At 67.3% G+C, this 13,952-nt stretch carries 12 protein-coding genes; 8 read left to right on the top strand and 4 right to left on the bottom strand.

What is annotated here, in order from left to right; translation table 11 throughout:
• Positions 1-68: 68 nt before the first annotated feature.
• The 8 genes from QFZ53_RS19565 (at position 69) to QFZ53_RS19530 (ending at position 9,052) form a co-directional block, all read left to right on the top strand.
• Entirely contained in the window at positions 69-1,079 is a 1,011-nt protein-coding gene (locus QFZ53_RS19565; protein WP_307299246.1) for a LacI family DNA-binding transcriptional regulator, read from the top strand.
• Positions 1,080-1,333: 254 nt separating this feature from the next.
• Positions 1,334-2,656, top strand: coding sequence for an ABC transporter substrate-binding protein (locus tag QFZ53_RS19560; RefSeq protein WP_307299244.1), 1,323 nt, complete (start codon positions 1,334-1,336; stop codon positions 2,654-2,656).
• Between the two features lie 100 nt (positions 2,657-2,756).
• Positions 2,757-3,656: a carbohydrate ABC transporter permease gene (locus tag QFZ53_RS19555; protein ID WP_307299239.1), complete on the top strand. Its 900-nt coding sequence runs from the start codon at positions 2,757-2,759 to the stop codon at positions 3,654-3,656.
• A gap of 8 nt (positions 3,657-3,664) precedes the next feature.
• Positions 3,665-4,576 (top strand): carbohydrate ABC transporter permease, encoded by a 912-nt coding sequence (locus tag QFZ53_RS19550; protein ID WP_307299236.1) that lies wholly within the window; start codon positions 3,665-3,667, stop codon positions 4,574-4,576.
• Positions 4,577-4,578: 2 nt separating this feature from the next.
• Entirely contained in the window at positions 4,579-5,895 is a 1,317-nt protein-coding gene (locus tag QFZ53_RS19545; RefSeq protein ID WP_307299233.1) for an arabinan endo-1,5-alpha-L-arabinosidase, read from the top strand.
• Complete coding sequence (locus QFZ53_RS19540) at positions 5,892-6,536, top strand: YesL family protein (protein ID WP_307299230.1); 645 nt, start codon at positions 5,892-5,894, stop codon at positions 6,534-6,536. The genes QFZ53_RS19545 and QFZ53_RS19540 overlap by 4 nt, the downstream gene beginning before the upstream one ends.
• A 33-nt stretch (positions 6,537-6,569) precedes the next feature.
• Positions 6,570-8,069 carry an arabinosylfuranosidase ArfA gene (arfA, locus tag QFZ53_RS19535; RefSeq protein ID WP_307299226.1) on the top strand — a complete coding sequence of 500 codons (1,500 nt, stop codon included), beginning with the start codon at positions 6,570-6,572 and terminating at the stop codon, positions 8,067-8,069.
• Complete coding sequence (locus QFZ53_RS19530) at positions 8,066-9,052, top strand: arabinan endo-1,5-alpha-L-arabinosidase (RefSeq protein ID WP_307299225.1); 987 nt, start codon at positions 8,066-8,068, stop codon at positions 9,050-9,052. Before arfA (QFZ53_RS19535) ends, QFZ53_RS19530 begins: the two co-directional genes overlap by 4 nt.
• Before the next feature lie 111 nt (positions 9,053-9,163).
• Here QFZ53_RS19530 and arfA (QFZ53_RS19525) read toward each other — a convergent pair whose 3' ends face one another.
• The 4 genes from arfA (QFZ53_RS19525) to QFZ53_RS19510 are packed head-to-tail and all read right to left on the bottom strand — an operon-like array spanning position 9,164 to position 13,913.
• The gene (arfA, locus tag QFZ53_RS19525) at positions 9,164-10,687 is read right to left on the bottom strand and encodes an arabinosylfuranosidase ArfA (protein ID WP_307299222.1); all 1,524 of its coding nucleotides are present in this window, start codon (positions 10,685-10,687) and stop codon (positions 9,164-9,166) included.
• A 36-nt stretch (positions 10,688-10,723) separates the two neighbouring features.
• Positions 10,724-11,629 carry a carbohydrate ABC transporter permease gene (locus QFZ53_RS19520; RefSeq protein ID WP_307299220.1) on the bottom strand — a complete coding sequence of 302 codons (906 nt, stop codon included), beginning with the start codon at positions 11,627-11,629 and terminating at the stop codon, positions 10,724-10,726.
• Positions 11,629-12,579, bottom strand: a complete 951-nt coding sequence (locus QFZ53_RS19515; RefSeq protein ID WP_373426306.1) for a carbohydrate ABC transporter permease — start codon at positions 12,577-12,579, stop codon at positions 11,629-11,631. Before QFZ53_RS19515 ends, QFZ53_RS19520 begins: the two co-directional genes overlap by 1 nt.
• Entirely contained in the window at positions 12,576-13,913 is a 1,338-nt protein-coding gene (locus QFZ53_RS19510; protein WP_307299218.1) for an extracellular solute-binding protein, read from the bottom strand. Before QFZ53_RS19510 ends, QFZ53_RS19515 begins: the two co-directional genes overlap by 4 nt.
• Positions 13,914-13,952 lie beyond the last annotated feature (39 nt).

Genomic DNA, 13,952 nt, shown 5'->3' with positions numbered 1-13,952 from the left:
GCAGCGTTCTTCTCGACGGTTCGGCGACCTGCAACGTTGTAGAGTGAGCGCGAGTGAAGGGGGTGCGCATGGCGGTGACGCTGCATGACGTCGCGGGGCTGGCCGGGGTGTCGATCAAGACGGTGTCGAACGTCATCAACGACTACCCGCACATCAGGCCCGCCACGCGCGAGAAGGTCGAGGCTGCGATCGCGCAGCTCGGGTACACCCCCAACCTCACCGCGCGAAACCTCCGATCGGGCCGTACCGGCGCGATCGCTCTCGCCGTGCCCGACCTCAGCCTCGCCTACTTCGCCGAACTGGCCGCAGAGGTGATCCGCGAGGCCGAGGCTGCCGGAGTCGTCGTGCTCGTCGAGCAGACGGGCGCCGACCGGACGCGAGAGCTCGAGCTGCTGCGCAGCCCGCGGCTCAAGCTCACCGACGGCCTCATCTTCAGCCCGCTGGGCATGGGGCAGGACGACGCGGCGGCCCTCGACGTGAACTTCCCGATGGTGCTGCTCGGCGAGCGCATCTTCGACGGGCCGACCGATCATGTGACCATGCGCAACGTCGAGGCCGCTCGGGCCGCGACCGAGTACCTGATCGCGCAGGGGCGCCGACGGATCGCCGTGGTCGGGGCGCACGAAGGCGAGCTCATCGGCTCGGCGGCCCTGCGACTCCAGGGGTACCGCGAAGCCCTCGACGCCGCGGGCATCGCCTACGACGACAGCATCATCGGCTACACGACCCTCTGGCACCGCGCGAACGGTGCGCGATCCATGCGCGAGCTGCTCGCCGCAGGCGCCGAGTTCGACGCGGTCTTCGGCCTCAACGACACGCTCGCCCTGGGGGCGATGCGCGTGCTGCAGGAATCGGGGCGCCGGGTGCCCGATGACGTCGCCGTCCTCGGCTTCGACGGTCTCGACGAGGCGGAGTACTCGATCCCCAGCCTGACGACGGTCGATCCGGGGCGCGAGTGGATCGCCCGCACTGCGGTCTCGACGCTTCTCGCGCGGATCGCGGGCGACGCGGATGCTCCGCCCCGCACGCTCTTGGCCGACTACCGCATCCTGCAGCGCGAGTCGGCGCCCGCGAGCTGAGGCGGCACCGGCGGCGGTCGACTCGCGAAGCGGGTCGACTCTGACGCCGTGCGTTCCTGGTCTCGCGGGACCAAGTGCGTTCGCGATGATGTGCGCTGAGAATTCGTGTTGACACCGGGCCGGGTTCCGACGACAATAACTTCTACAACGTTTACTACAACGTTGTAGAACGAGTGATAGTCGCCCCGACACGTATCTGCTCATCACCGGCGCGACCGACATCGAAGTCCGCTCCCGAGAGGAAACACAGCACAATGAAGTCACGGATCCTGGCCGCTGCGGGTGCCATCGCGCTCGCCACGGCAACCATCACCGGATGCTCCGCCGGAGGCGCAGGCAGCTCCGGCTCCGACGAGATCACCTTCATGTTCCGCGGCAACGACGCGGAGAAGGAGGCGTACGCCGCGGCGATCACGCAGTTCGAGAAGGACAACGACGTCAAGGTGAAGATCATCATGACGACGGCCGACGAGTACAGCACCAAGCTCAAGGCGGCGATCACCGGAAAGCAGATCCCGGACGTGTTCTACGTCGACCCGGGCAGCGTGCAGGCCTACGTCAAGTCCGGCATCATCAAAGACATCACCAAGGAGGTCGAGGCCTCCGCCGACCTCGACAACATCTGGGCCTACGGCATCGACAGCTACCGCTTCGACGGCAAGATCATGGGCCAGGGCGACATCTACGCGATGCCCAAGGACATCGGTCCCTTCTCGTTCGGCTACAACAAGTCCATGTTCGAGGCCGCCGGCATCCCGCTGCCCGACGCCGACAAGCCCTACACGTGGGACGAGTTCCTCGACGTCGCGACGCAGCTCACGAAGGACACGAACGGCGACGGCACGCTCGACCAGTGGGGCACCGGGCTCAACGTCCAGTGGAACCTGCAGTCGTTCGTCTGGTCCAACGGCGGCGACTGGCTGAACGAGGACCACACGAAGGTCACGGTCGACACCCCCGAGTTCGCCGAGGCTCTGCAGTTCTTCGCCGACATGTCGAACGTCGCCAAGGTCACCCCGTCGACCTCCGACGCGCAGACGCTCGACACGTACCAGCGGTGGATGCAGGGCGAGATCGGCTTCTTCCCCGTCGGCCCGTGGGACGTGCCCACCTACGAGAAGCTCGACTTCGACTGGGATCTGATCCCCTATCCGGTCGGCGCCACGGGTGAGACCGCGACCTGGACCGGCACCCTCGGCATCGCCGTCTCGGAATCCTCGAAGAACGCCGACCTCGCCACCAAGCTCGCGATCTACCTCTCGACCGACGAGACCGCGCAGCAGTCGCTCGTGGACGCCGGCGTGCAGATCCCGAACCTGAAGGACATGGCCGACTCCTGGGTGACCGCCTCGACGCTCCCGCCCGCGAACAAGCAGGAGTTCCTCGACATCGCGAACGACTACGGTCGCCCGCTCCCGGCGAACACCACCTACTCCGCCGAGTGGTACGACGAGCTGTTCAAGAACATCCAGCCCGTCCTCGACGGCAAGCAGTCCGCCGCCGACTACCTCGCCGAGGTGCAGCCGCGCATGCAGGAGCTCTTGGACAAGGCCAACGCCGACGCCGGCATCGGCTGATCGCTCCGGGAGCCGCGTGCGAACGCGGCTCCCGGGCATCAGCATCCCTCACCCCACCGCGTTCTGCACAAGAACCCCTGCTTCCTGAGAAGAGGTGACCATGTCGACGACCCTCCGGCGCTCCCGACTGCACCGCCGCGAGCATCTCGTGGCCGCCGCGTTCATCGCGATCCCCGTACTCGGCTTCCTGATCTTCACCGCCTACCCCCTGTTGTTCTCGTTCTACGCCTCGTTCACCAAGTGGAACGGGCTGAGCGATCCGGTCTTCAACGGTCTCGACAACTACACCGAGATGTTCGCCGATCCCTACTTCTGGAAGGCGATGGGCAACACCGTCTTCATGATGATCGGCATCCCGATCGGCCTGGTCCTGTCTCTTCTGCTCGCCCTCGCCCTCAACCGCAAGATGCGCGGCACCACCTTCTTCCGCACGGTGTACTACGTTCCGGTGATCTCCTCGCTGGCGGCGGTCGCGATCCTCTGGCAGTGGGCGTACAACGGCGACTTCGGACTCATCAACCAGGTGCTCGCGATGTTCGGCATCGACGGTCCGAACTGGCTGCAGAACGCCGAGACCGCGAAGCCGGCGATCGTCATCATGGCGGTCTGGAAGGGCATCGGCTTCTCGATGCTGCTGTACCTGGCCGCCCTCCAGTCGGTGCCGCGGCACCTCTACGAGGCCGCGGCGATCGACGGCGCGAACGCGGTGCAGCAGTTCCGTCACATCACCATCCCGATGCTCAGCCCGGTGACCTTCTTCCTCGTCGTCACGAGCATCATCGGCGGCGCGCAGATCTTCATCGAGATCAACATCATGACCCCCACCGGCGGGCCCGAGTTCTCCACGGCATCCATCGTCTGGTACATCTGGCAGAAGGCGTTCAACTACCTGCAGATGGGCTACGCCACCGCGATGTCGGTCGTGCTGGGGCTGCTGGTCTTCGTGATCACGGCCATCCAGTTCCAGATCAACCGCCGCTTCCAGTTCTCGATCGACTGAGGCCCATCATGTTCCAGAACGAATCAGAGACCGTCGCGCTCACGGTTCCGCGCGCGAAGCGCGCCGCGGCCACCGGGCGCACACGCACCTCGCAGTACCGGATCGTCAACGCGATCGTGTTCGCGGTGCTGTCGCTCGGCGGCATCATCATGATCGCGCCGTTGGTGTGGACCTTCAGCACCTCGCTCAAGACCAAGGAAGCGGTGTTCGCACTGCCTCCGCAGTGGATCCCCGATCCGGTGCAGTGGGAGAACTACATCAGGGTGTGGTCGGCGGGTCCGCTCGCGAGCGGCATCGTCAACAGCCTCATCGTCTCGGTCAGCGTCACCGTGGTCGGCACCATCAGCTCGGCCATCGCCGCATTCGCCTTCGCGAAGATGCGCCTGCCGTTCAAGAACGTCGTGTTCCTGTCGCTGCTGGCGGCGATCATGATCCCGTTCCCGACGATCATGATCCCGCAGTTCAAGATGTTCGCGGATGCCGGCCTCGTCGACACGCTGTGGCCGCTGATCCTGCCGGGGCTCTTCGGGAACATCGTGATGATCTTCTTCCTCCGGCAGTACCTCGATTCGGTCCCCGACTCGATCATCGAGGCGGCCAAGCTCGACGGAGCCGGGTACCTGCGGATCTTCTTCACGCTGATCTTCCCGGCGATCCGACCGGCGGTCGCCGCGCAGTTCATCCTGTGGTTCATGGCGGTGTGGAACGACTACCTCGCCCCGATCATCTACCTGAACACCCCCGAGCGTCAGACCCTGCAGCTCGTGATCGCCAGCTTCAACGCGACCTACGCCAGCCAGACCGACTATCCGCTGATCATGGCGGCGTCGTTCATCGCCCTGGTGCCGGTGCTGGTGGTGTTCGTGGTCTTCCAGAAGCAGATCATCGAGTCGGTCGCGCTGACCGGAGCGAAGGGCTGATCATGACGACCGACATCGACACGAGCGGCTGGGGGGCGCGGCACGCGCACGACCCCACGGTCGTGCGCGGCGACGACGGCCTCTGGTACATGTTCTCGACGGATGCGGTGGCCGGCGCCGAGCAGATCCCGGTCGGCGCGCACGTGCGCACCTCTCCCGACCTCGTGACCTGGACCTACCGGGGCACCGCTCTCGGCGGCGTCCCGCGTCCTGCCGCCGAATGGTCCGGCGCCGCGGGTCTCTGGGCGCCCGAGGTGGTCCGCTGGCCCACCGCCGACGGCACCAGCCGCTGGCACATGTACTACTCCGCGTCCACCTTCGGGTCTCGCACCTCGGCGATCGGACTCGCCAGCGCATCCGATCTCGCCGGCCCCTGGACCGACGAGGGCATCGTGATCGCCACGCAGCACGAACGAGATTCGTTCAACGCGATCGACGCCGCGATCGTGTTCGATCGCGCGGGTTCGCCATGGATGATCTACGGCTCGTTCTTCGGTGGGATCCACGCCGTCGAACTGTCGGCGTCGACGGGACTGCGCGTGCGCGACGAACCAGGGACCCTGATCGCCCGGCGTCCGCAGAGCGTCGACGGTGCGATCGAGGGCGCGTACGTCGTCGAGCGCGACGGCCGGTACGTCCTGTTCGTCTCGTACGACTCGCTCGTCGACACCTACAACGTGAGGGTCGGGGTGTCCGACGACATCACCGGCCCGTACCTCGACCACCAGGGACGCGAGCTGACGGTGTCACCGGATGCCGACGCCCTGGCTTCGGGCACCAAGATCCTCGGCGGGCTGCGGTTCCCTGGTGGCACCGGCCTCATCGCGCCGGGTCACAACTCGATCTTCCACGACGGCGACGCGACGTTCATGGTGCACCACGTGAGGTTCGCCGAAGCGCCGACCCAGCATGAGGCTCAGGTACGCCGTGTGCACTGGACGGCATCGGGTTGGCCGGTCGTGTCACCGCATCCCTTCGCCGGTGTCGGCACCGAACGGCTCGTCGCGGCTGAGCCGGCCTGTGGCGAATGGGATGCCGTGCGCTTCGCGCCCGAGGTGTCGACCATGATCGACGCCGAGCGCGTGCGCCTGGTCTCGGATGTGGTGACGGACGGCGAGCCGTTGGCAGCGCGACTGGTCGTTGAGCGAGGGAGCGTCAGCGACCGAGACGAAACGCCTCCTGGTGCGCACGACATCGTCACCCTCGACGCGGTGGTGTTCGGCGCGTGGGATCCGGTGGCGGGGCGGCCCGTCCTCGCATTCAGCGGCATCGACGAGCAGGGCGTCGTCTGGAGCGGCTCGAAGGCGGTCGCGTCGTGAGCGCCGAAGCGCAGGTGGGCCTGGGCTGGACTGGCCGGGTCATGCAGATGCTGCAGGCTGTGTGGACACTGGTCCTCGTGAATCTGCTCTTCGCGGGCGGCGTGATCGTCGGCCTCGTCGTGTGCGGCGTCATGCCCGCAGCCGTCGCGTCCGCCACCGTCCTCCTGCGGGGGAGCAGCGACGAGGGCACGGTGCGCGGGTTCGTCCGCGCGTACCGGGAATCGTTCCGGCGGGCGAACCTGACCGGCATCCCGTTCCTGGCCGCTGCCGTGCTGCTGTGCGCCGACTTCCTCGTGCTGCCGGCGCTGTCGGGGCCGGCATCCGCCGCCCTCACCGCGCTCGCGACGGTCGTCGCGTCGCTCGTCGTGCTCACCGCGATCGTGACCGTCGCGCTACTCGTGCACTATCGCGACACCCCGCTCGCGCTGCTGCGTTACGCGGTGGCGGTGCCGTTGAGCTCGCCGATGACGGCGATCGGCGTGCTGGTCGCCCTCGGCGCTTTCGGCATCATCGCCGCGATCTTCCCCGTCGTGATCCCGCTCGTGGGCGCGTCGCTCCCTCTTGCCGTCTCGGTGCGTCTGATCGACCACCGGCTGGCGAAGATCGATCCTCAGCATCCGGCCGCACGCATCGCGGCCTGAAGACCTCAGCACCACTCAGAGAAGGAAAACCCCGTGACCCAGGCACGCATCTCCATCGACCGCGAGGCGGTCGTCGCTCCCATCGATCGGCGCATCTTCGGCTCGTTCGTCGAGCACCTCGGCCGCTGCGTCTATGACGGCATCTACGAACCCGGCCACCCCACGGCGAACGAAGACGGCTTCCGTCTCGACGTCGTCGACCTCGTGCGCGAGCTGGGCTCGACCACGATCCGCTACCCCGGCGGCAACTTCGTCTCGGGCTTCCGCTGGGAGGACTCGGTCGGACCCCGCGATCAGCGGCCCGTCCGCCGCGACCTGGCCTGGCACTCGATCGAGACGAACCAGGTCGGCGTCGACGAGTTCTCCCGCTGGCTGAAGCTCACCGGCTCCGAGCTGATGATGGCCGTGAACCTCGGCACGCGCGGCATCGAGGCGGCCCTCGACCTGCTCGAGTACTGCAACCACCCCTCGGGCACCGCGCTCAGCGACCAGCGCATCGCGAACGGCACCGTCGAACCGCACGGCATCACGATGTGGTGCCTCGGCAACGAGATGGACGGGCCATGGCAGACCGGCTACATGACGGCCGAGGACTACGGCAAGATCGCCGCCCGCACGGCACAGGCCATGAAGACCGCCGACAAGAACCTCGAGCTCGTGGTGTGCGGGTCGTCGAGCTCGTCGATGCCGACCTTCGGCGACTGGGAGCGCACGGTCCTCGAGCAGGCCTACGAGCACGTCGACTTCATCTCCTGCCACGCCTACTACCAGGAGCGCGGCGGCGACCTCGCCTCGTACCTCGCCTCCTCGCTCGACATGCAGTACTTCATCGAGACCGTCGTGGCGACGGCCGACCACGTCGGCAACAAGCTCAAGTCGAAGAAGAAGATCAAGCTCTCCTTCGACGAATGGAACATCTGGTACCTCGACGAGCACCAGGCCTCCGACGAGGTCAACGACGAATGGCGCGTCGCCCCTCGACAGCTCGAGGACGTCTACTCGGTGGCGGATGCCGTGGTGCTGGGCAACCTGCTCATCACGCTGCTGAAGAACCACGACCGCGTCGCGTCGGCCTCTCTCGCGCAGCTCGTGAACGTGATCGCCCCGATCATGACGGAGCCGGGCGGCGCCGCGTGGCGTCAGACCACCTTCTTCCCGTTCTCGGTGACCTCGCGTCTCGCGAAGGGCGAGATCGTGAAGCCGCGCATCGACGTCGGCACCTACTCGACCGCCGTCTACGGCGACGCGCCGCTGGTCGACTCGGTCGTCACGACCGACGGCGTGAACTCGGCCGTGTTCCTCGTGAACCGCAGCCAGACCGAGTCGATCGAGGTGCAGATCGCCGTGACCGAGCTCGGCGCCTCGAGCATCGACGAGGCGGTCACGCTGTGGGACGACGACGTCTACGCGAAGAACACGCTCGCCGACCAGAATCGCGTCGGGCTGAAGCAGCTCGACGGTGCTGTGCTGGCCGACGGTGTGCTCACCGTCACGCTCCCGCCCGTCTCCTGGTCGGCGCTCGCGCTCTCGTGATCCGTCGCTTCTCCCGTCCTGTCGCCGCCGCTGTGATCGTCACAGCGGCGGCGGCGCTCCTCGGATGCTCGGGCGCCCCGGTCGCGCCATCGTTGTCTGGTGACGTGTTCGTGCACGACCCGGCGTACGTGCACACCGACGACGGCGACTACATCTACTCGACGGGCAACGGTCAGATCGGCGACGGGAACATCCAGATCCGCCGCTCGGACGACGGGGCGAGCTGGGAGTACGTCGGCGAGGTCTGGAAGACGAAGCCCGAGTGGCTGCCTGCGGCCGTGCCCGGAGTCGACAACCTGTGGGCGCCCGAGCTCTACGAGCACGGCGGCACCTGGTACCTCTACTACTCGGCATCCACCTTCGGCAGCAACCGCTCGGTGATCGCGCTCGCGACCAACACGACGCTCGACCCCGACGACCCCGCATACGAATGGGTCGATCGGGGCGAGGTGATCTCCTCGGAGGGCGAGGACTTCAACGCGATCGATCCGGGGATCGTCGAGGATGCCGAGGGCGTGCCGTGGATGTCGTTCGGGTCGTTCTTCTCAGGCCTGCAGATGGTCGAACTGGAGTGGCCGAGCGGGTTGCGCGCCTCAGACGGCGAGCCGATCCTCATCGCCGACCGGGGGCTGGTCGAGAACGCGATCGAGGCGCCGTACATCGTCGCGCACGACGGTTGGTTCTACCTGTTCGCCTCGCGCGGCTTCTGCTGCAAGGGCGTCGACAGCACCTACGAGATCATCGTCGGGCGCTCGAAGGACGTGGCCGGTCCCTATCTCGATGCCGACGGCGGGGCGCTGCTCGACGACGGGGGCACTGTCGTGCTCACGTCCGAGGGCTCACGCGTCGGCCCGGGCGGCCAGTCGGTGTCGGGCGACCGGCTCGCCTTCCACTTCTACGACGCGGATGCCGACGGCATCCCGACCCTCGGCCTGCTGCCGATCACCTGGACCGACGGCTGGCCGACGGTCGACGGTCGCTGAGCGCGCTGCCGCACAAATATCGGCCGAGAATACAGATGTCAGTGGAAACCCGGATTCTCGACCGACATCCGTGATCTGAGCCGACATTCGTGTCCGGCAGCGCGCGCCAGCTCAGGCGAGTTCGATCACCGACCACGAGAGCGCGGGGAGCGTCGCCCGCACGGCGCCGTCGACCACCTCGGCGCCCGCGAGCGGCACCATGTGCACGGAGTCGGGCGTGGTCTCGAGGTTGGCGGTGAAGCGGTCGCCGCCGTCGGGGATCGTGAGCGTCTCGGCGTTCACGACGCGCAGGGCGCCGAAGCCGCGCAGGTCGACCGTGAGGTCGTTCGCCGACTCGAGCGAACGGTTCGCGACGAACAGCACCACGCGGCCCGTCTCCTCGTCGAACGTCGCGGCGGCGTCGACCGAGTCCACGTCGCCGTACTGCTTCGTGCCGATCTGCGACGCCGACACCGCGAGCTGCAGGATGCGGCCGCGCGCGAGGCGCGCCATCCGCTCGAAGGGCCAGAAGCTCGTCTGACGCCAGGCGGGTCCGCCCTGCTCCGAGCGGATCGGCGCGATCACATTCACGAGCTGCGCCTGGTTCGCGATGTGCACGCGGTCGCCGTGGCGCAGCAGGCTGTTCAGGAAAGTGCCGACCACGACGGCATCCGTCACGTTGTAGGTGTCTTCGATCAGGCGCGGATGCTCTCGCCATCCGGCTGCCGCGATCGCCGCTTCCTCTTCGTTGTTGTACCGGTCGAAGTCCCACACGTTCCACTCGTCGAAGGAGATGTTGACCTGCTTCGTGTGCTTGCCTGCGGCCTTGACAGCGTCGATCGTGGCGATCACACCGTCGATGAAGGCGTCCATCTCGACGGCCTCGGCGAGGAACGACTCGGCGTCGCCCTCGAGTTCGCGATAGTAGGCGTGCATCGAGATGTAGTCGACCTCGTCGTAGGCGTGCGTGAGAACCGTGTGCTCCCAGGTGCCGAAGGTCGGCATGCCGCGGTTCGACGAGCCGACAGCGACGAGCTCGATCGAGTCGTCGACGAGCTTCATCGCCTTCGCGGTCTCCTGCGCGAGCCGGCCGTACTCGGCGGCGGTCTTGTGGCCGATCTGCCACGGCCCGTCGAGCTCGTTGCCGAGGCACCAGAGCTTGATGTCGAACGGGTCCTCGGCGCCGTTGCGGCGCCGCATGTCCGACCAGTAGGTGCCGCCGGGGTGGTTCGCGTACTCGACGAGCGCCCGCGCCTCCTCGACCCCGCGGGTGCCGAGGTTGATGGCCTCCATGATCTCGACCTCGGCGTCGCGGGCCCAGTCCACGAACTCGTGCAGGCCGAAGGCGTTGGTCTCGATGGTGTGCCAAGCGCCGTCGATGCGCACGGGGCGATCGGCGACGGGGCCGACGCCGTCCTCCCATCGGTACCCGGAGACGAAGTTGCCGCCCGGGTAGCGGACGACCGTCGGACCCATCTCCCGAACCAGTTCCAGCACGTCGCGCCGGAACCCGCGTTCATCGGCCTGCGGGTGCCCCGGCTCGTAGATGCCGGTGTAGACGCAGCGCCCCATGTGCTCGACGAAGGACCCGAACAGTCGTCGGGGGACGTCGGCGATCGTGAAGTCGCGGTCGATGGTGATGCGGGCGTTGGCCATGGTTCTCCTGGTTGTGGCTTTCGAGCCGGGTAGGGGTCACTGACCGCCGAAGCCGCTGGTCGCGACGCCCTTGACGATCTGCTTCTGGAAGATGAGGAAGATGACGATGAGGGGGAGGGCTGCGAGCACCGCCTGCGCCATGACCTGCGCGTACTGCACGCCGTATGCGCTGATGACGGTCTGCAGACCGACCGGCAGCGTCATCAGCGTGGTGTCGTTGATGACGAGGAACGGCCAGAGGAAGTTGTTCCACGCGGCGATGAACACGAAGATCGCGACGGATGCCAGGATCGGGCGCGACAGCGGCAGCACGACCGACCAGAAGATGCGCAGCCGGCTGGCGCCGTCGACGCGGGCCGCGTCTTCGAGCTCGATCGGGATCGCGTCGAAGAACCGCTTCAGGATGAACACCATCGCCGGAGCCACCACCTGCGGCAGGATCAGTCCCCAGTAGGTGTCGATCATGTTGAAGGCGAGCATCTGGTAGAAGAGCGGGATGATCAGCACCTGCGGCGGCACCACGATCGAGGCGAGGATCACGACGAACAGCCATTTGCGACCCGCGAAGTCGAGCCGCGAGAACGCGTACGCCGCGAGGGCCGAGATCGTCAGGGTGATGAAGGTCACCGCCGCGGCCGTCCACAGGCTGTTGAACGCCCAGGTGTAGACGTTGCCCTGCGAAAGGATCGCCGTGAAGGCGTCGACCGTGGGACCTGAGGCGCCGATCCACGAGGGATCGCCCGATGCGGCATCCGGCTCGGTCTTGAAGGCGGTCGCGACCGCCCAGAGGAACGGCAGCAGCCAGCCGATCGCGAGCAGCAGCAGCACCAGGAACGCCGCGACGCGCAGGGGCGCGAACGGCTTCTGGCCGGGGAGGTGCGAGCGGCGCCGGGGCGTGGCGGTGACGACCGCCTCGGTCGGGGTGAGGGTCGCGGTGGACATCACAGCTGCTCCTTCCGGCGGCGCGTGACCAGGGCCTGCGCGACACCCACGATGACGATGAGGGCGAAGAACACGTAAGAGATGGCGGCCGAGTAGCCGAACCGGTAGCTGACGAATCCGGCTTCGTAGATGTACTGGACGATCGAGCGGGTGGTGTCGCTCGCGACGCCGCCGAGCATCTGGTACGCCTGATCGAACAGCTTCAGCGAGGCGAGGATCTGCAGCAGCAGGATGAGCACGGTCGCCGGTCCCAGCTGGGGAAGCGTGATCGACCAGAACTGGCGCCAGGCGCCCGCACCGTCGAGGGACGCCGCCTCGTACTGCTGCGGCGGGATGTTCTGCATCGCCGCCAGGTAGAGCAGGAAGTTGAACCCGACCGTCCACCACACCGTGGCGATCACGATCGACAGCATGTTGGTCTCGGGATTCTGCAGCCAGGCGAGCGGCTCGAGGCCGAGCGCCTTCAGGATGTTGTTGGCCGCACCGATCTGCGGGTTGAAGATCCAGACCCAGATCTGCGAGATCACGGTCGAGGCGAGCAGATACGGCATGAAGAACGACAGCCGCCACAGCCACTGGCCAGGAAGGCCGCGGTCGACGAGCGCGGCCATCAGCAGGGCGATCAGGACGAGCGGCACGGTGGAGAGCAGCGTGAACCAGATCGTGTTCCACAGCGAACGCCACATGACCGGGTCGCTGAGCGCCTCGGCATAGTTGGCGAAGCCGACGAATCCGCCGCCGGCGCCCGTGAGCGAGGCGTCGGTGAAGCTGAGGACGATGCCGTGGATGATCGGCCAGACCAGGAAGAGCGCGAAGGCGATGAGGAACGGGGCGAGGAACGCCCAGCTGACGAGCTGCTCGCGGCTGCGCGTGCCTGCACGGCGTGCGGGGGCGGCGGTGCGGGAACCCGTCACGATCGTGCGGGTCGAATCGGTGGCTGCGGTCATCATGAGCCGAACGTCCCTTCGGGGTCAGCCGGGTTCGGTTGTGAGAGCATCGTGTTCACGCGCGCCTCGAAGCGATCGATCGCGGCGACCGGGTCGTCGCCCTTGAGCAGCACGTTCTGCACGGCAGCACCGAACTCGCCCTGGAAGTTGGAGCCGGAGCCCGTGAACCAGGCGGTCGGATCGTAGACGACGTGCTTCGCGGCCTCGGCGTAGTGCGCCTGGGGCACGAGATCCGCGTACTCCGGCGACTCGGTGACGGGCAGGAACGCGGGGATGTGGCCGGCTTCGGCCCAGCCGAACGAGCCCTTGAGCATGTCGGCGACGAACTGATAGGTCAGGTCGCGCTTCGCCTTGTCGGCGTGGGTCTGGTGAGGCAGGACGAACGAGTGCGAGTCGGCGTACACCGCGGGCGTCCCGTACAGGGTCGGGATCATCGTCGCGTCGAACGGGAGCTTCGCGTTCTGCATGGTGCGCAGCTCCCAGACGCCGGTGAACAGCATCCCGCTCTTTCCTGTCGAGAACTCGGCGACCGCCGTGCCGTAGTCGGCCTGGGCCGCGGCGATCTCGCCGTCGAGGAGCGTGCGCATGAACGTCAGAGACTCGACCGCCACGTCCTTGTCGATCACGGCCTTCCCGCCAGGGGGGAGCTCGATGGGCGAGCCGTGCTGTGAGTACAGCGTGTAGAACAGGCGCCACATCTGCGCGCCGTCGCCCAGGTAGCCGTACGACAGCGCGTGTCCGCTCGCCTGGCCGCCGATCGCGCGGAGCTGCTCGAGGAACTCCTCGGGTGAGGTCGTCTCCTGCAGCGCGCCGTCTGAGTCGAGCACGCCGGCGGCGTCGCAGATGTCGGTGTTGAACATGGCCACGAACGGGTGGGCGTCGAGGGCGATGCTGAACATCTGCTCGCCGACGAAGCCCTTCTCCCAGATGGGCTTCGGGAACGTCGAGGCGTCGATGCCCAGTTCCTCGAGCCGGGCGAGGTCCCACGGGTCGAGCAGCCCGCCCGGAGCCCAGCCGACCGTGCGGGTGGCGTGCATGATGGCGACGTCGGGAGCGCGCCCGCCTGCGCCGGCCATCGCGAGCTTGGTGTAATACGGCGTGCCCCAGGCGAGGACGGTGGGGCGGATGCGGAAGGCGTCCTGCGCGTCGTTGACCTTCTGCAGCAGCTGAGACATGGTCACGCCGTCGCCGCCGGAGAGCAGATGCCAGAACTGGAGCGTCTGCGGGCCGGCGCCGGGCGTCGCACCGGGCGCGCATCCCGCGAGCAGCGCTGCTGCCGCGGTCAGCGAGGCGGCGGTGAGGAACTGCCTTCGCGAGAGATCGAGCGGGGGTGTCATCGGGTCACTCCTTTGTGACTGCGTCGGGGGCGCACCCAT

Origin of the sequence: Microbacterium natoriense, assembly GCF_030816295.1 — a bacterium.
GTDB lineage: Bacteria > Actinomycetota > Actinomycetes > Actinomycetales > Microbacteriaceae > Microbacterium > Microbacterium natoriense_A.
Note: the sequence above shows the minus strand (reverse complement) of the source record. Positions and strands in the feature narration are given on the sequence as shown.

Coding starts and splice junctions, on each gene's coding strand:
- QFZ53_RS19565 (WP_307299246.1), top strand. CDS start 69: ATGGCGGTGACGCTGCATGACGTCGCGGGGCTGGCCGGGGTGTCGATC.
- QFZ53_RS19560 (WP_307299244.1), top strand. CDS start 1,334: ATGAAGTCACGGATCCTGGCCGCTGCGGGTGCCATCGCGCTCGCCACG.
- QFZ53_RS19555 (WP_307299239.1), top strand. CDS start 2,757: ATGTCGACGACCCTCCGGCGCTCCCGACTGCACCGCCGCGAGCATCTC.
- QFZ53_RS19550 (WP_307299236.1), top strand. CDS start 3,665: ATGTTCCAGAACGAATCAGAGACCGTCGCGCTCACGGTTCCGCGCGCG.
- QFZ53_RS19545 (WP_307299233.1), top strand. CDS start 4,579: ATGACGACCGACATCGACACGAGCGGCTGGGGGGCGCGGCACGCGCAC.
- arfA (WP_307299222.1), bottom strand. CDS start 10,687: ATGGCCAACGCCCGCATCACCATCGACCGCGACTTCACGATCGCCGAC.
- QFZ53_RS19520 (WP_307299220.1), bottom strand. CDS start 11,629: ATGTCCACCGCGACCCTCACCCCGACCGAGGCGGTCGTCACCGCCACG.
- QFZ53_RS19515 (WP_373426306.1), bottom strand. CDS start 12,579: ATGATGACCGCAGCCACCGATTCGACCCGCACGATCGTGACGGGTTCC.
- QFZ53_RS19510 (WP_307299218.1), bottom strand. CDS start 13,913: ATGACACCCCCGCTCGATCTCTCGCGAAGGCAGTTCCTCACCGCCGCC.